Source organism: Caballeronia udeis, from assembly GCF_001544555.2.
GTDB classification, from domain to species: Bacteria; Pseudomonadota; Gammaproteobacteria; order Burkholderiales; family Burkholderiaceae; genus Caballeronia; species Caballeronia udeis.
Genome location: NZ_FCOK02000006.1, coordinates 174442 through 191068, shown reverse-complemented (window position 1 = coordinate 191068; position 16627 = coordinate 174442). Strand labels below are relative to the sequence as shown.

Sequence of the window (16627 nt, the reverse complement as noted above, 5' to 3'; positions counted from 1 at the left end):
TGTCTGACACGCAAGACACACAGCTCTGGGGGTTATTCGTCATGCTTTTTCGAATCATGGCCGCGCTACCGTTCATTGGTATTCTCATCGGTGTCCCGTTCGTCAATCAGGTGGAACCTCTAGTCCTCGGCATGCCGTTCGTGCTCGCGTGGATCGTGATCTGGATCGTGTTGAGTGCGATCATCATGGGCATCATCTATCGGCTGGATCCGACCAACCGCCAGGCGGTCAACGAAGCCGCGGAGTCTCGATCATGAGCAGCGCCCTGGTTATCATTATTGCTGTGACGGTATTGGCGCTCTATCTTGGCGTGCGCGCGCGGCGCGGTCACGACATGAATCTCGAGCAATGGACTGTCGGCGGCCGCAGTTTCGGCACGGCGTTCGTGTTTCTCCTGATGGCCGGAGAAATCTACACGACGTTCACTTTTCTCGGCGGCAGCGGCTTCGCTTATGGCAAGGGCGCACCCGTCTACTACATTCTCGCGTACGGAACCCTCGCCTACATCCTCTCGTACTGGATGCTGCCGCCAATCTGGCGCTACGCGAAGAAACACCGGCTCGTCTCGCAGCCACATTACTTCGCGCGCAAGTACGACAGCCCCGCGCTCGGCGTCCTGGTCGCCGTGGTCGGCGTGGTCGCGCTGATTCCCTATCTCGTACTGCAACTCAAGGGGCTCGGCATCATTGTGGCCACAGCTTCGTATGGCGTGATATCGCCAACAGTCGCTGTCTGGATCGGCGCGCTGGTGGTCACGGCCTACGTGATCCTGTCGGGCGTACGGGGCTCGGCGTGGAATTCCGTGGTGAAAGACATCCTGATCCTGAGCGTGGTACTGGCGCTGGGCATCTACCTGCCCTATCACCTTTACGGCGGGATTGGCCCGATGTTCCATGCGATCGATGCCGCCAAGCCCGGCTTCCTCACCTTCCCGGCGAAGGGGTCGAGCGTGTCGTGGTTCCAGTCCACGGTGCTGCTGACGGCCCTCGGTTTCTTCATGTGGCCGCATACCTTCGGTTCGGTTTATACGGCTCGCGACGAACGGATCTTCCGGCGCAATGCAATCATCCTGCCCATCTATCAACTGATCCTGCTGTTCGTGTTCTTCGTGGGATTTGCAGCAACGCTCAAGGTGCCGGGCCTGAAGGGCGGCGACATTGACCTGTCGTTGTTCCGGCTGTCCATCCAGAGTTTCGATCCCTGGATCGTCGGTGTGATCGGCGCTGCCGGCGTGCTGACGGCGCTCGTCCCGGGCTCGATGATCCTGACCTCGGCGTCCACCCTGCTCGCGAACGACGTTTATAGAGGTGCGATGAACCGTCAGGCCTCCGATGCGTTTGTCGGCAGGCTCGCGCGCTGGCTCGTGCCGGTCGTCGCACTCGTCGCGATCTGGTTCACGCTGCAGGGCGGCAACACGATCGTCGCGCTGCTGCTGATGGGCTATAGCTTCGTGACACAGTTGTTTCCTGCGTTGATCGCGAGCCTGATGCACAAGAGCCGCGCGACGAAACAGGGCGCCATGGGCGGGATTATTGCGGGCGTGGCGGTTGTCGTGGTGACCACGACCCTGCACCTGAGCATCGGACAGATGTTTCCCTTTCTCCCCGATTCGGCGAAGGACATCAATATCGGCTTCCTCGCGCTGGCTTTGAATATCATTGTGTTCGTAGTGGTCAGTGCGCTCACGCAGCCACGCGCGGAACACGCCACTCATGGAACCGACGGCGCGCTGCGTTGAGTGAAGATGGAACGCATGGCTGACGAAGATGATGCCGGCGTCCCATCCGTGCAAGCCGCCGGCCGCATCTACGAATGACAAGCCGGCACAAAGGCGATGAGACGAAAACGAACATGGCCAGCAATACAGTGAATGCCCTTCTGTCGCTATCGGATGAGCAGCGCATTCGAGGACCGGCACATGGATGCTGATGGACCCGTCACCGCACAGACGCAATCCGGTCGTCGCGCGGTGCTCGTCTGGGACATGCCAACGAGGCTGTTCCACTGGCTGGTGGTCGTGCTGCTGGCTGCCGCCTATGTAACCTCGAGGCTGAACTGGATGGACTGGCACGTGCGGATTGGCGAGGCACTGCTGGCACTGGTGCTGTTCCGCTTGCTGTGGGGTTTCTTCGGCAGCGAGACCGCGCGATTCCGCGGTTTTCTGCGCGCCCCCCCCGCTGCATGGCAGCATCTGCGCCACGTGTTCCGCCGCGAAGCCGACCTGCAGGTGGGCCACAATGCGGCGGGCGGATGGATGGTGCTGCTACTGCTGGCTTTGCTGCTGGGCGAGACGCTGAGCGGGCTTTACGTCAACAACGACGTGGCGGACGACGGGCCGTTGACTCAATGGGTTCCCGCGTCGATCGCCAACGCCATCACAGCGCTGCACACGATCCTGTGGGACGCATTGCTCGCAGCCGTGGCGCTGCACGTGCTGGCGATCGCGTTATACGCGATCGCCAAGGGTCACAACCTGCTGCGCCCCATGCTCACCGGACGCAAGCTCCTGCCGGAGCAGATCGGCGCGGCACGGCCGGCATCAGCACTGCTGGCGCTGCTTTTGCTGGCCGTCAGCGTCGCGGCAACAACGCTTCTCGCGATGTATCTCTGAGCGCGGTTTCAGTCCGTGTCAGTTGCTCTTGGGCGGCACGACCTGACCGCGGATTTCACCGGCGGGATGATCCTTGGTGTGCACGTTGACATACATCTGACCCGCGACAAACTCCTGCGCGTCCGCCGGTGACAGCGTCGCGGTGCCGTTGAGCGGGCTGGTGGCGGCGGCGCCTTTCTCTGACAGCCAGACTTTCACCGGTGCGTTCTTGCCGGACGCCGCGGGACCATGGAAATGCGCCATGGTCGCGTCACTGGACAGTCCGCTGAAGGTGATTGCCCAGGTGACGACCCGCGTGTCGGGATCGTAAGAGATGTTGGCGCTGCCGCTACCCGAGGTCTGGACAGGCGGCACCTGCTGCGCACCGGTGAGCGGCACCGTGAACGTGACCGGTGCTGCCTGTGCAAAGCTTATTGCCCCTGCGCACATGGCACCGGCTAGAACCATGAGAGCCCGTCGCGAGATTGACACATTCATTTGATTATCTCCTGTCGATATGGTCCGGTTGCGCAAGGCCGCTTGCGCTCGCTTCGTCAAGGCAAGAGAACTCAAACTGGCTCATTGCTGCAAGCAGTCAATAGAGCCACTCTGAAGCCAACCGCCCCGCTGCCCGCCCGGTCCGGAAACTGGATAAATTCAGGCTAGATGATGCTCGCACAGGCATGATCTGACAAGCGATCTGACAAGCGCGGAAGTCCTGAGGCGAGTGTGTGAACTCTTTGCGCCAACCGCCTCCTTAGGAGAAGCAACGCTTGTCGATACCGGCCCGCGGATACATCCTGGCGGCTAGCGGGAACCTGTGCGTTCACATCGATCGCTAAAGGATTCACTCGCGGATTCACTTGAGCGCAGCCGTCTCAAAGCATTGAATCGATGTGACTGAGAAATTCAACGCTAGGCATCTCACGTCAATCACACACGGTGCGTTGGTATTCCCCCGCATTGCTGAATATCGTGGTGATGTGCGAGATTGCGGAGGGTCCCGCTACGGCCGTATTTCCTTCGGCTGGATCGAGGCGATTCAAAGACAGGCAATCGTCGGGAAACACGGGGCGTCGTTTGCATCCTTTGGATTTTGCAATGCCGCCTTTAGTGCCGGCATGCTGTTACCGAACTTCCGCGACAAGAAGCAACGGGCGTCGCGATCGACTTTACAGTTCTTTCAAAAATAAGAGGCTTACATGTCCAGCGAGAAAGCAGCGGAAATTGCAGCACGGCTTGATCGGCTGCCCCCCTCGCGCACCGTCTGGACCATGGTGATCCTGATCTCGCTTGGTGGTGTGTTCGAGTTCTATGACCTCTTCTTCACGGGCTACGTCGCGCCCGGCATGATCCAGTCCGGGCTGTTCAAACCGGAATCGCTGGGTTTCTTTGCTGCCCTTCAGCCGCTCGCAGTCGCGGGTTTCGGCACGTTCGTTTTTGCCACCTTCGCGGGACTGTGGGTCGGCACCCTGGTACTGGGTTATGTGGCAGACCGCTTTGGACGGCGCCTGATCTTCACGTACTCATTACTCTGGTACATGGTCTGTACCGTGATCATGGCATTCCAGCACTCCGGATTCGCGCTCGATATCTGGCGCTTTGTCGCGGGCATTGGTATTGGCGTCGAACTGGTCACGATCGACACGTACATCTCCGAGCTGATCCCCAGTCAGGAGCGCGGCCGCGCGTATGCGATGAACCAGTTCATCACCTTTGCCGTCGTGCCGGTGGTCGCGTTTCTTGCGTATGCATTGAACGGGACGCAGCCGCTCGGCCTTGATTATTGGCGGGTGGTCATCCTGATCGGGTCGGTCGGCGCCGTGGTCGTCTGGATCTTGCGCCGTCATATTCCGGAGAGCCCGCGTTGGCTCGCGCGTCATGGCCGGATAGAAGAAGCCGAGGCTATCGTTGCAGACATTGAACGGCGGGTTGTCGCAGAGAAAGGCATCAGCCTGCCGCCGCCCAAAGCGGTCGCACCCGAGAGAGAAGGCCGTGGTTCGCTCAAGGAAATCTTCGCGCCCGGTTACCGGCGCCGGACGATCATCCTGTCGATCTTCAACATGGCGCAAGTGATCGGCTTCTATGGCTTCGCTGCCTGGGTGCCGACGCTGTTGATCCACCGCGGCATCCACGTCACGGCAAGCCTGGGATATGCATTCGTCATTGCGATTGCCAATCCCTTTGGTCCGCTGCTGGGTATGCTGTTCGCCGACAGGCTCGAACGGAAGACCCAGATCTGCGGCGGTCTCATCACGATGGGCGTCGTCATTGCAATATTTTCCCAGGTCTCCGCTCCATGGCTTCTGATCGTGCTCGGCGTATTGTTCACGCTGGCTGCGAACATCATGTCCTATGCCTACCACGGCTATCAGGCCGAGCTCTATCCGACCCGCGTGCGTGCCCGTGCGATCGGCTTTGTCTATTCGTGGAGCCGCATTTCCGCGGCCTTTGCCGGGCTCGCGATCGGCATTCTGCTGCACGGGTATGGCGTGACCGGCGTCGCGGTCTTTGTCGGCATGTCCATGCTTGTGGCGATCTGCATGATCCTGCTCGGACCTTCCACCAGGGGGCTGTCGCTCGAGACCATCAACCATTGAATCGTGCATGGCCGGTGTTCGTCTGAGCTGACCAAATGCCGGCGCTGTCACACAACAACAGCGCTTCGTGCGACGACGATGCGTCAAGTCCTGACGCAATTGGATTTCTGAGCGCCTTCGCGTATGAACCTGATGCCGATAACTGTTGCCCAGGGGATTCAGGACAACTGTCAACAACGCCCCTCAGAACTTATGACGCATGCCAAGGATGAACATTTCCTGGCTGGCGGTGCCGTTGAAACCATACGAGCCGATCGAAGCCTGCGCCGGCGACGTCGTGCCGTCCGGATTGAGCTGCGTACCGCTGGCGTGCTGATACGCGCCGACCGCATAAAGATCGGTACGCTTGGACAATGAATAGTCCGCGCCAAGGCTGGCCTGGTTATACGTGGCCGACGTGTTCCCGCTCGCCTTCTCAAACGAGTAGCCTACGGCGAACAGCATGGCCGGGGTCGCCTGGTAGTTGACGAACGCATTGCCAACGTTGTACTTCTCGGTGCTCGTGAAGGTTGAATCGCCGTCGTTTTTATACTGCGCATTGCTGTAAGAGCCGCCGACGGTTACCGGACCCAGCGCATACTGAATACCCGCACGGGCAATGCCCAGCGATTTGGCGGTTGCGTAACCGTTGTTGATCGCTCCGTCGAAGATTGCGTCTGACGATGAAGTCGGGTCCCAGCCGTCGCGAAATGCGCCCGCAGTCGGGCTGGGGTTCGTGGCGAGGAAATAACCCGCCGCAATACCAAGCGGCCCATTGTTGTAGGTGATTGCCCCGCTGTAGGTGTACCCCTGCCCCGTGCGGCCGGCCAGACCGCTGAACGCGTACAGTCCCTCGAACTGCAAGCCCGAATAGTTGGGCGAGACGTATTTCACGGCATTGGATACACGCAGGCTATTGTCGTAGTTGTCCACGTCACCCGGTGTCGCGAAAATACTCCCGAAATAATTGTCAGCCGTCAGCGGCTGAACCATATCAACCAGTGGGTCGTATTGCCGCCCGAGCGTCAACGTGCCCCAGCTGTTACCCGACAAACCGACAAATGCCTGACGCCCGAATTCGCGGCCGCCCTGGCCTAACTGCCCCGTGCCGACATCAAAGCCATTTTCCAAATCAAAGATTGCTTTCATGCCGCCGCCGAGATCTTCCGAACCCTTCAAACCCCAGCGATCACCCGACAAAGTCCCGTCGATAAAACCCCATCGCGCGCCTTGACTGGTTTTCACATAACCGACGCCCGCGTCGATTGTTCCATACAGGGTAACGCTGGACTGCGCCCGCACTCCGCCTGCCACACCAAGGAGCGCCAACGAGATTACGCTTAGTGCACTCTTCTTCATCTCTTTCTCCACGCTCAGACACGGGAAAGGTTTTTCGTTTTCAAGTATTAGAAGATATCCGGCCCTTTGATTCGTTAAGGTATTTTATTTGTATGCCTAAATAGATTGATAATAAACAAAATGAAAAACTATCGTCAAAACACTGTAATGGGGTGAGACCGCAAGCAAGCTCGCGGTCTCAAGCTCGCACTGAAAATGTCTGGCAACAACTTTCGTGGAGAACGCGAGCCGAAGTTAATCTATTCCAAAAAAACAACTAGTTCAATACTACGAATATCACCAAATGTTGTTTTCTGGTCCTATTCGCCGCACGTTGATATCAAGGAACAGGGATCGCTCGGGGCGTGCTTGTTAAGCAGACCGGTTTGCTTTTTAAACTACGCGGTCCAGTCGGGCTATCAATTGCATAAATTGCACCATTCTGGAGCGTGTCCAGATGATCCAGTCAGGCCGGCGCGGACGTAAGTACATTCCGGGCGGGCCACGCAGGCCCGCCCGCCACCTCAAACCAGCAAATCCTCGATCATCACCGGCAGCCGCCGGACCCGTACCCCTGTCGCGTGATGAACCGCGCTGGTAATCGCCGGTGCTATCCCCGCCAGACCAATCTCGGCAATACCCCGCGCACCCAGCTCGTTGAAGATCGTATCGGGATGGTCCAGGAACGTGACGTCCAGCGCGGGCGTGTCCGCATTCGACGCCATGATGTAATCGGCGAGATTGCTGTTGATCGGTGCGCCGGTCCGTTCGTCATAGCTCGTATGCTCGAACAGCGCCATGCCCACCCCCATGACGATCGCCCCTTCAATCTGGTTGCGCCCGGCCTTCAGGTTGAGGATGCGCCCCGCATCGATCACGGTGACCACGCGGCTCACGCGCAGTTGCGCGATCTCCGGTTGCCACGTGACCTCGGCGAAATGCACGCCGTACGAATGGATGGAGAACTTCTTCTTCAACGGGTCATCGAAACCGCCCACCGCACGGCCGCTTCCCGATGCCGCGTGCATCTTTGCCGCGGCCAGTATGTCGCCGAACGGCACGCCGCTTGCCGGCGTTTCACCCTTGCGATGCACCCGGCCCTCACTGAACGCCAGCGTGTCCGCGCCGGCGCCCTCGAACGGTGATCCGAACACCGCCGCAGCGCGTGCGAGCACGGTGCCGATCGCCGCGCGAGCGGCGTCGAAAACGGCTGGAATCACCGAAGCGGTTGCAGCCGATCCGCCGGATATCGGTCCGGGCGGCAGAGCGGTATCGCCGAGACCAACCTCTATCTTGTCCAGCGGCAGCCCCGTTTGCGCCGCCACGAGTTGCGCGAGGACGGTGTAAGTGCCGGTGCCGATATCCTGTGTGCCGCATACCACCCTCGCCGTTCCGTCCTCGCGGAGGTCGACCGTGGCTTCGGCCGAGAACCTGAGCCCCAGCCAACTGCAAGCCCCCACGCCCCAGCCCAGTGTCAGGCCCTCACGCGTCATGGAACCAATACCGGGTGTGCGCTGCGCCCAGCCGAACTTGTCCGCGCCCGTGCGCAAGCACTCCACCAGGTGACGCGATGAGAACGGCAGGCCGTTGCTTTCATCAACGCGCGGTTCGTTCCTGATACGCAGCTCCACCGGATCGATACCCAGTTTGAAGCCAAGCTCGTCCATGGCCGATTCAAGCGCAAAGAGTCCCGGCACCGCGCCGGGTCCGCGCATGGCCGTAGGCGAGCCGACGTTGCGCGGCACGGTGCCCGAGCTCACGCGCAGGTTCGGCGTGCTGTACAACAGCGGCGTGGCTTCACCGCAGTTTTCGGAATACGCGTCGAGGATCGACCTGTGGTTCAGGTAGTCATGGCGGATGGAGGTGAGCGTGCCGTCGGCGTTCGCGCCAAGACGCACGCGTTGCTGCGTCAGCGGTCGATGCCCGACGTTCTGGAACATCATCTTGCGGCTCAACACGAGCTTCACCGGGCGCCCTGTGTGGCGCGACGCAGCGGCGGCGAGCAGCGAATGCGGCCACATCCACAGCTTGCCGCCGAAGCCCGAACCCAGGTAACGCGAGATGACCCGCACCTTTTCTTTCGGCAGGCCGAGCATCTGCATCAGCGTGCCCTGATGGTTCGAGATGGCCTGAGATGTTTCGTAGAACGTATAACTATCTCCATCCCAGTGTGCGACGGTCGCATGAAGCTCGATCGGGTTATGCGTCTCGACCGGCGTCACATAGCTTTCGTCGAGCTTGACGGGCGCGTTGTCGAAAGCGCTCGCGGCGTCGCCGCGCTCGCTTTCAACCTTCTGTTCCGCATCGCTTGACAGCGTGCTGCTCACATCGTGCGCGGAGGTTTCATAACCAACCTTGACGGCGGCGGCCGCCGCCGTCGCGGCTTCGAACGTATCCGCTATTACGAGCGCAACGTACTGGCCGTAATAGCGAATGATGTCGTCCTCGAACGGCGGACGTGCCTCGTCAACGTAGCCGGTATCGATTGAATTGCCGGAGATCCGGTAGAAACGGCCAATGTTGCCGCGATGCAATACCGCGTGCACACCGGGCATGGATTCCGCCGCGGCGAATTCGAGGGAGACCAGCTTGCCGCTGGCAATAGTGCTGCTCACCGGGACCGCATGCAGCAGGCCCGGCAGGTCGACGTCCGACGTGTAGGTTGCTTCGCCGCTGACCTTCAGCGGTCCGTCAATGCGCGAGTGCGGCCGGCCGATGACCGCATGCAGGGAATCTTGCACAGTAGACATGGGTGAATTCCTTTCGGCGAGATCAGGCGGCGCTCGTCGCGAGCGTCAGTGCGTGGACCAGACAGCGTTGCGCCAGTTCGACCTTGAAGCCGTTGCCGCTTTGCGGCCGGGCGCCGGCAAGTGCGTCCGCTGCGGCGCGTCTGAAGGTCGCCGTATCCGGCGGTGCGCCAATGAGCGCAGCCTCGGCCTCGCGCGAGCGCCACGGCTTCGTGCCCACGCCGCCCAACGCAATACGCGCGTGGCTGACGCGGCGGCCGGTCACCGTGACAACCACCGCCGCCGACGCCAGCGCGAACTCGTACGAGGCCCGGTCGCGCAGCTTCGAATAGAGCGACCGGCCACCTTCCGCCGGCGGCGGCAAAGTGACATGTGTGATGAGATCGCCGGGTTCAAGCACTGTTTCGCGCTCCGGCGTGGTGCCGGGCAACAGGAAGAAATCGTCGATGGCGACACTGCGCGCGCCCCGCGTTCCCTGGATATGAACTACCGCTTCGAGCGCCATGAGCGCCACGTTCATGTCTGATGGATTGCTGGCAATGCACGCATCGCTTACGCCGAGGATCGCCAGGGTCCGGTTGAAACCGCTGATTGCAGCGCACCCCGAGCCGGGTTCACGCTTGTTGCAAGCCATGGCGGTATCGCGGAAATACACGCACCGTGTGCGTTGCAACAGATTGCCGCCCGTCGTCGCCATGTTGCGCAGTTGCGCCGACGCCCCGGCCAGCAACGCCTGCGACAGCACCGGGTACGCATCGCGAATCAGCGCATGGTGCGCGAGATCGGCATTGCGCACGGTGGCGCCAATCTTCACGTCGCCATCTGGTAGAGCGTCGACGCCATTCAGTGGCAGGCGGCTGATATCGATCACGCGGCCCGGCCGCTCGACGTTCAGTTTCATCAGGTCAAGCAGCGTCGTGCCGCCTGCCAGGAAACGCACGTCGGCGCCCTGCTGTGCGGTATGTGACGCAGCGCCTGCCTTGATCGCGTCCTGCACGTCGTTCGCGCGGGAAAGCTGGAACAGTTCCATGTCGGCGCTCCTCAGGCTTTGCCGCGCACGACCTGGATCGCGGCAACAATGTTCTGATAGGCGCCGCAGCGGCACAGGTTACCGCTCATGGCTTCGCGAACGTCGGCATCGGAGGGGCCGACCGGCTCTTCGAGCAAGGCAAGCGCGGACATGATCTGCCCGGACGTACAGTAGCCGCATTGATAACCGTCGCACTCGACGAACGAGGCCTGCATGGGATGCATCGCACTGGAGCTGCCAATGCCTTCAATGGTCGTGACCTCGTCGCCCGCATGGTTGGCGGCGAGACACAGGCACGCATTCACGCGGCGTCCGTTCACGTGGACGGTGCAGGCGCCGCACTGGCCGTGATCGCAGCCTTTCTTCGTGCCGGTCAGGTGCAGGTGCTCACGCAACGCGTCCAGCAGCGTGGTGCGAGGATCCAGCATTAGCGCGTAATTTCTGCCGTTGATAGAAAGCTCGACGGCAATAGTGACGGGTTCGATCGATTGCGTACGCGCGTGCCGGGCGGGTGCGGCGGTTTTAGGGCCGACAGTTTCGTCGATGAAACGGGTTGGGGATGATTGATCGTGCACGGCGGGAATCTCCTGACTGTGGGAACAGGGAGAAGTCGGTCACGTCGCAGATACGCTCATCAGGATGCCGATGCGGTCCGGCTACAGGTGCCGGCACCGGAAGGATGCGGATGCGATCAAGCTGGGTGCGCGTCGCTGACCAACAACGTGGCTCGTAACAACGCGAATAGTATAGGCAGTCGCTCCGGAGTTTGCTGAACCCGCTTAGACCAAACGTGCGGTCCGGCATGCCCTCAGACCTCGCCTCGCCTGCCGGGCCGGCGACCGCTCGTGCAATTTTTTGGTCCGTCCTGTCTCCGCTGAGCGCGCAGACCGACCGGCATTGCCAGGTTGTCAAGCCGGTTACGTAAGATGGCGAGATGAAGCAACCGGCATCGCTTTATCAAGACCGCCGTTTTCCAGCCGGCGTCATGGGTTATCCGGCACAGCACTTCAGCCAGGTATGGAGCTCATGTCAAACGAATGGGACACCTGGGCCGACAGCACATCGTTCAGCTTCGCGAGGCTGGGCTTAGGAAAGGCATACGCGATCCATCCCACGCCGCCATGCCGAAGAACAACAACGGCGCCATCGAAAAGAGGGTTTTTGTCAACATGCCAGCCAGGATCTACTTCAAGCGGATAGTTATGCGACGGAAGTGGTTCACGTGGATGTCCTGGTTGCATGCGCGCGCGGATCTGACCATTGACACCAACGTGTCGCCAATCGCATTCGACATGACAAACGCAACGCGCTTGGGCCGCTCTCCAACCGCGCTGCAAGGTGCTGAGGTGTTCATCATATTGGCTGAAAGGCCGCTATCTGGAATGCAGTCACTTTTTCACGGTCGTTTTTCATCCACGATCATCAGTTTTACTTTGTAATAATATTTGCCCGGAGTATCGCTTCAAACGCTGCATCAAGCCCCGCCATGTCGACGACACTCTGGGGAAGATCTGACATTCGCTCGCCGTGTGCGAGTCCCAATGCGCAAACGCCAGCGCTCGTAGCCGGGCGATCTCGTTTCGCAAAGTATCCGCGAGCGCATCCGAAGTAGGAGGCATGACAGCCCTTCCGGCGCCAAGGGCTGCCATGACTTCCGATCGTGCGTAACCACATTCACAGAACATCTGCGCAACCTCGTTTTCGATATTTTCGTAAAATGACACCTCTGTTTCTGACAATATTGTGTTTGCCAGCTTCGCATCGCTGAATTCCAATCCGTCAACGCCTGCAAGCGACAATGCATGCGTGACTCGCGTACGGTAGTCAACGTTGTTGAGCTTGTTGATGCAAATTGTTTCGGACGCGTACCGTTCGCACTCAATGAACGAATAAAGCCACATGCCGAAGAACGCGAGATAGCTGTCCCGTGAACCTGTTGGATGACTCCGGTAAAAGGCGATCTCCCTGTTGACGGAACGTCCTCGGAAACTGTGGATGCTGGCGAGCATCCGGATTTTCGTCAGGACTTCGGGTAACTGGAATGCGTTATAGGTCGCCTGGGTAGTGGCATCGAAATAGTCGGAAATTTTATAGGACCACCACTGGCCACGCGGCTCTCTCCAGAGATGGATGTGAACACCTCCGAATTCCTGCTTGAGTGCTTCCATGCGCCCCGCACTGCGGCAGAACTGCAGCAATGGTCGTTTTGGCGCTGCTTCAATCAAGGTGGAAAAATACTTCCTTTGCGCATCTGGAAGTCTTGGTCCCGTGAAATATTCCTCGTAGCTGAAGGATTTTCTGAACAGACCTTTCAGACGATCCCGGATACAGTAATACTCGTAAAAATACGGTGCCGTAAGCGTTGGATGCCTCAGCATGCGGCTGTCATAGTCCGGAGGTTTTAGAAATCCATCAGGATGACTATCCAGATCGATGAGCGCTTCATTGCATGGTTCCTGGTAACAATATAATTCATCTGTATAACGAAATTTATTGAAGAGGTACGTGCTACCGGCCCGAAATAGTGAGTGAATGAATATCGGGGACGCTGCTGGCGCTGTTTTTTGCATAAGTAATCTCGAGCCAAGCAATGGCGTGCGTTTGGCACATGCCGCTGAGGGCCGGCATCGCTTGATGACAATGGCCGAGATGCTAATGTATGAATAGATCCCGCGGTCTTTTTTTAATTTCCCTTCGCAACACACCGTAATACTTCAGCGGCGCCTGGCAGGACCAAGTGAAGAAGAGCCGGTATCCAGCAAGGCTGTGTTCGTAAACGGCGGTAACACGACATCGGAGTTTTATAACGATCCGGTTCCTGAGTCAGGACGAATTGAGTGTGAAGTCGTGAAGTTTTTCAAGCAGCTGCTCTTGTCGCACGGGACCACGGGACCACGGGACCACGCCGTCATGGTTAAAACCCTCAACCGGTTTTCAACAAACTGCTTCCAGTAAAGACGCGTAAGGGTTGTGGCCCTTGCTGTAACACGCCTGCCGCGGCATCCAACTAGACTATCTATCAAATCAGCCTGGCGTTTTATCAATGTTCGTCCGGGCACATGTTGTACACAATGGAAACTCTCGCTTGCCACCAAACTATCAGAACCGTAGCGCTATTGAAGCCATCTTATGCGCACCGGCGCGGAGGTTAAATGGACCTGCCAATCGATAGCACACCGCCCATTTATCCCCATGCCTTTTCAGTGAGTGCGAGGGACCGGGCTGAGTCGCTTCGACAAACTCCCGGCATCGTCTGGTTCACGGGGCTCTCCGCGGCTGGAAAATCGACCATCGCGAGCGCCGTGGAACTGAGGCTCCATAGAAGCGGCAAACACACTTTTCTATTGGATGGGGACACGCTGCGCACCGGGCTATGCCGGGATCTCGGTTTTTCCAACGAACATCGGCATGAAAACATCAGGCGCGCAGGCGAAGTCAGCCGACTGATGGCTGACGCCGGTCTGCTGGTGTTGGTCTGCGCCATCTCCCCCTTTGCCGCCGACCGGGAACTGGCACGAGCGATTGCCGGACCTCACAGGTTCATGGAAGTACATGTGCATGTACCCGTCGCTGTTGCAGAAAGACGCGATCCCAAAGGGCTTTATAAGCTGGCAAGACTGGGAGCGATCAAGAATTTCACGGGTGTCGATTCCCCCTATGAAGAACCGGCCACCCCCGACATTCGCATCAATACCACTCAATGTTCCGTAGCCGATGCGGCGGCCTTGATTACTCACCGGTTGTGCGGCCCCTGAGCGGCTCTTTCCCAGGACATCCGCTTCAACCACGAGCCGATCGGCCACGTGATTAGTCACAACGCTGAACGCGGCACCGGCCACGCGTGCAGCCTGTAACCATCACTCCCGCACGCCCGGCAGACCTCGCTTACCGGCCAGCCACCGCCCGTGCGATTTTTCGGTCGGTCTTGTATTCGCTGAGTGCGTAGACTGACCAGATTGCCGCGGGAATCCAGCCGATAAGCGTGATTTGCAGCACGAGGCAAATGATCCCGGCGAACGGCCGGCCAATCGTGAAGAACTGGAGCCAGGGTAAGAAAATGGCGAGCAAGAGGCGCATGGAACTTTCCGTCAAGTTAGAAGAAGGCCATCCAAAAGCGGCGACCCCGTTATCACGTCGTGCGAGGACATCATAACGACTCGCCGATTTAAAACTTTAGTCCTTTCTTCGCTACACCGATAAGACTTCTTCTGCTGCCCCCCTTCCCCCCGTCGTCACACGCAGCCGAACGCGCTCCACTCGGAACTTATGCCGTATCCCGATCCGGATGCCGTGCGCGGGAGGTCTTGAACCCACCGGGTTCAAGCATCAGACGCTGTATTTCCATGGACTGCTTGAAGAGCACGGCTTGCCCGTGCGGCTGGTCGAGAACACCCATAACCAACCACTTCAACCTGGTGAACGAACTGGTGAACCCGCAATCCGCATTGTTCCAGGCAACGATGGACAGGATCGGGTGAGCGATATTGCATGCCCTGCCCGGGGATGCTCCCGGGGCACGTTCAATGCGTACTCGATGCCGCAGACGGATCGAACCCGGCCGCTACAAGCGCCTGATGCAGCGTTTCGAAGATGTGCGATTCTCCCAGCACAGTGGTGATTCCGTGGCGGTCCATATCGGATCGCAGGTATTGATTGACGCGCGCAAACAGCACGTTGATACCGCGCTGCTTCAGACCCTCGCAGAATTCACCGAGCGTACGGGCCGCCGAATAATCAAGGTCCGTGATAGCGCTTGCATCGATAATGAACCAATGGACAGGCGTGGGCGCGTGGTCGATCACGTGGCGCACGTCGTCGACAAAAAAATGATCGTTCGCGAAAAACAGGTCGGCGCCAAACCGATAGACAATCAGCCCGGGAGCCGTGTCGATACCTGGCGTGGCTGGCACGGGCGCCCAGCGTCCGCCAAGCGCCGGAGTGGGCGCAAGCATCATGGTGTGCGGATGATAGCTATGGCGCACATGACGCAGCAACGACAACGCGACCGCCAGCAGGATCCCGTCCTCAACGCCAATCACTACCACCGCCAGCGCCGTGACAAGTGCCAGCGTGAGTTCACCCGGGCTCTCACGCCGGATGGCGTAAAGGCTCTTGAAGTCGATCAACCCGATCGCGATCGTGAACACAATGCCCGCCAGCACGCAGTGCGGAAGATACTGCAGCCACTTGCTGAAGAACAGCAACACCACGCCGACCACCACCGCAAATACCACTTGGGCGAACTGGCTGCGTGCGCCCGCGCGATCCGCCATGGCGGTCTGGGTCGGACTGCCGTTCACCACGAACGCGCCGCTCACGGCAGCCACCGCGTTGGCCGCCGCTATTCCCAGGATGTCCGCATCGGCGTCGACCGGCTCGTGATAGCGCTCCGCAAACACGCGGCCCGCCGCGACGCTTTGCGCAATGATCATCACGAAACAGGATGCGGCCACGGGTACGAGGTCCAGCGTCTGCTCCCAGGTGGCAAGCGGAAAACGCAGCGCAGGCAGGCCACCGGCAACCGGGCCCACGACCGCGATGCCGTGCCCGGCGAAGTCGTAGGCATAACTTGCCGCAATGCCCCCGACCACGGCGAACATGGCGACAGGAAGACGCGGCAACAGGTACTTGAAAACAAGAATACAAGTCACCACGGCGGCCGATATACCCAGCGTTGGAAGCGACACGCGAGCAAGCTGAAGGGTAATTGATTCGATCTGCGCGAGAGTTCGCGACGACCCCGTGGACACGCCCAGCATGTCGCCCAGCATCGCGACGCCGACCTGAATGCCGACACCGGCAAGGAAACCGAGCAAGACGGTGCGGGACAGGAAATCGGCCAGGAAACCGAGTTTGAAGATCCGCGCGATCAGCAGCAGCCCGGCGGTCAGCAGCGCAACGACCCCGGCAAGCGCCATGTATTGCGGGCTCCCGGCCGTCGCCATGGTCGAGAGGCGGCTTGCGAAAATAGTAGCGGTTGCGGAGTCCGCGGCCACGACCAGATGGCGGGACGCACCGAACAACGCGAAGGCGAGGAGCGGTAAAAATGCGGTGTAAAGGCCGGTCACGGCCGGCATTCCCGCTATGCGCGCATAACCCAGCACTTGCGGGATATCCATTGACGCGAGGGTCACGCCGGCCAGCAGGTCGCGGAGCGCGGCGCCACGGCCAAGCGGCAACACGCCTCCTAATAACTTAAAGCGCATTGTGCGTCCCCGAACGATGTTCCATCCAATAGTGCGATAAAAGTAGATATGTCATTGGCGCATCGTGCCGCAAGTTGATTTGGAAGAGCAAGGTTTCTTGTTGATGGTGTTGCAAGGCCGGACGTCGTTACCCCCAA

Annotated in this window: 15 protein-coding genes; 7 read left to right on the top strand and 8 right to left on the bottom strand. The window is 59.5% G+C overall.

Annotated features, from left to right (window positions below; all coding sequences use genetic code 11):
- Positions 1 to 41: 41 nt before the first annotated feature.
- From AWB69_RS07185 to AWB69_RS07175, 3 genes are all read left to right on the top strand, one after another.
- Entirely contained in the window at positions 42 to 257 is a 216-nt protein-coding gene (locus tag AWB69_RS07185; protein WP_062083695.1) for a DUF3311 domain-containing protein, read from the top strand.
- Complete coding sequence (locus AWB69_RS07180; protein ID WP_062083693.1) at positions 254 to 1738, top strand: sodium:solute symporter family protein; 1485 nt, start codon at positions 254 to 256, stop codon at positions 1736 to 1738. Before AWB69_RS07185 ends, AWB69_RS07180 begins: the two co-directional genes overlap by 4 nt.
- A gap of 180 nt (positions 1739 to 1918) precedes the next feature.
- Positions 1919 to 2611 carry a cytochrome b/b6 domain-containing protein gene (locus tag AWB69_RS07175; protein ID WP_062083751.1) on the top strand — a complete coding sequence of 231 codons (693 nt, stop codon included), beginning with the start codon at positions 1919 to 1921 and terminating at the stop codon, positions 2609 to 2611.
- An 18-nt stretch (positions 2612 to 2629) separates the two neighbouring features.
- Here the strand turns inward: AWB69_RS07175 and AWB69_RS07170 are convergent, their stop codons facing one another.
- A complete protein-coding gene (locus AWB69_RS07170) occupies positions 2630 to 3088 on the bottom strand; it encodes a CHRD domain-containing protein (RefSeq protein ID WP_062083691.1) in 459 nt (152 codons plus the stop codon).
- A gap of 398 nt (positions 3089 to 3486) precedes the next feature.
- Between AWB69_RS07170 and AWB69_RS47515 the strand changes: the two genes are divergently transcribed.
- Positions 3487 to 3783 carry a hypothetical protein gene (locus tag AWB69_RS47515; RefSeq protein WP_156528767.1) on the top strand — a complete coding sequence of 99 codons (297 nt, stop codon included), beginning with the start codon at positions 3487 to 3489 and terminating at the stop codon, positions 3781 to 3783.
- Positions 3784 to 3792: 9 nt separating this feature from the next.
- Positions 3793 to 5190, top strand: a complete 1398-nt coding sequence (locus tag AWB69_RS07165; protein ID WP_062083689.1) for an MFS transporter — start codon at positions 3793 to 3795, stop codon at positions 5188 to 5190.
- Between the two features lie 183 nt (positions 5191 to 5373).
- Here AWB69_RS07165 and AWB69_RS07160 read toward each other — a convergent pair whose 3' ends face one another.
- The 4 genes from AWB69_RS07160 to AWB69_RS07145 form a co-directional block, all read right to left on the bottom strand.
- Entirely contained in the window at positions 5374 to 6528 is a 1155-nt protein-coding gene (locus tag AWB69_RS07160; protein ID WP_062083687.1) for a porin, read from the bottom strand.
- Positions 6529 to 7031: 503 nt separating this feature from the next.
- Positions 7032 to 9257: a xanthine dehydrogenase family protein molybdopterin-binding subunit gene (locus AWB69_RS07155; protein WP_062083684.1), complete on the bottom strand. Its 2226-nt coding sequence runs from the start codon at positions 9255 to 9257 to the stop codon at positions 7032 to 7034.
- 22 nt (positions 9258 to 9279) lie between these two features.
- Positions 9280 to 10284, bottom strand: coding sequence for an FAD binding domain-containing protein (locus AWB69_RS07150; RefSeq protein ID WP_062083682.1), 1005 nt, complete (start codon positions 10282 to 10284; stop codon positions 9280 to 9282).
- 11 nt (positions 10285 to 10295) lie between these two features.
- Positions 10296 to 10769 carry a (2Fe-2S)-binding protein gene (locus AWB69_RS07145; protein ID WP_407923021.1) on the bottom strand — a complete coding sequence of 158 codons (474 nt, stop codon included), beginning with the start codon at positions 10767 to 10769 and terminating at the stop codon, positions 10296 to 10298.
- Between the two features lie 552 nt (positions 10770 to 11321).
- On the opposite strand from AWB69_RS07145, the gene AWB69_RS07140 reads away from it, so the two are divergent.
- On the top strand, positions 11322 to 11723 hold the full coding sequence (locus AWB69_RS07140) for a hypothetical protein (RefSeq protein WP_062083680.1): 402 nt from the start codon (positions 11322 to 11324) through the stop codon (positions 11721 to 11723).
- Here the strand turns inward: AWB69_RS07140 and AWB69_RS07135 are convergent.
- Complete coding sequence (locus AWB69_RS07135) at positions 11694 to 12854, bottom strand: hypothetical protein (RefSeq protein WP_156528765.1); 1161 nt, start codon at positions 12852 to 12854, stop codon at positions 11694 to 11696. The two genes, AWB69_RS07140 and AWB69_RS07135, sit on opposite strands and share 30 nt — an antisense overlap.
- A gap of 582 nt (positions 12855 to 13436) precedes the next feature.
- Here AWB69_RS07135 and cysC point away from each other — a divergent pair.
- Complete coding sequence (gene cysC / locus AWB69_RS45565; protein WP_075643870.1) at positions 13437 to 14039, top strand: adenylyl-sulfate kinase; 603 nt, start codon at positions 13437 to 13439, stop codon at positions 14037 to 14039.
- Between the two features lie 130 nt (positions 14040 to 14169).
- Here cysC and AWB69_RS07125 read toward each other — a convergent pair whose 3' ends face one another.
- The gene (locus AWB69_RS07125; RefSeq protein WP_062083674.1) at positions 14170 to 14361 is read right to left on the bottom strand and encodes a YqaE/Pmp3 family membrane protein; all 192 of its coding nucleotides are present in this window, start codon (positions 14359 to 14361) and stop codon (positions 14170 to 14172) included.
- Between the two features lie 443 nt (positions 14362 to 14804).
- The gene (locus tag AWB69_RS07120; protein ID WP_062083672.1) at positions 14805 to 16490 is read right to left on the bottom strand and encodes a SulP family inorganic anion transporter; all 1686 of its coding nucleotides are present in this window, start codon (positions 16488 to 16490) and stop codon (positions 14805 to 14807) included.
- Positions 16491 to 16627 lie beyond the last annotated feature (137 nt).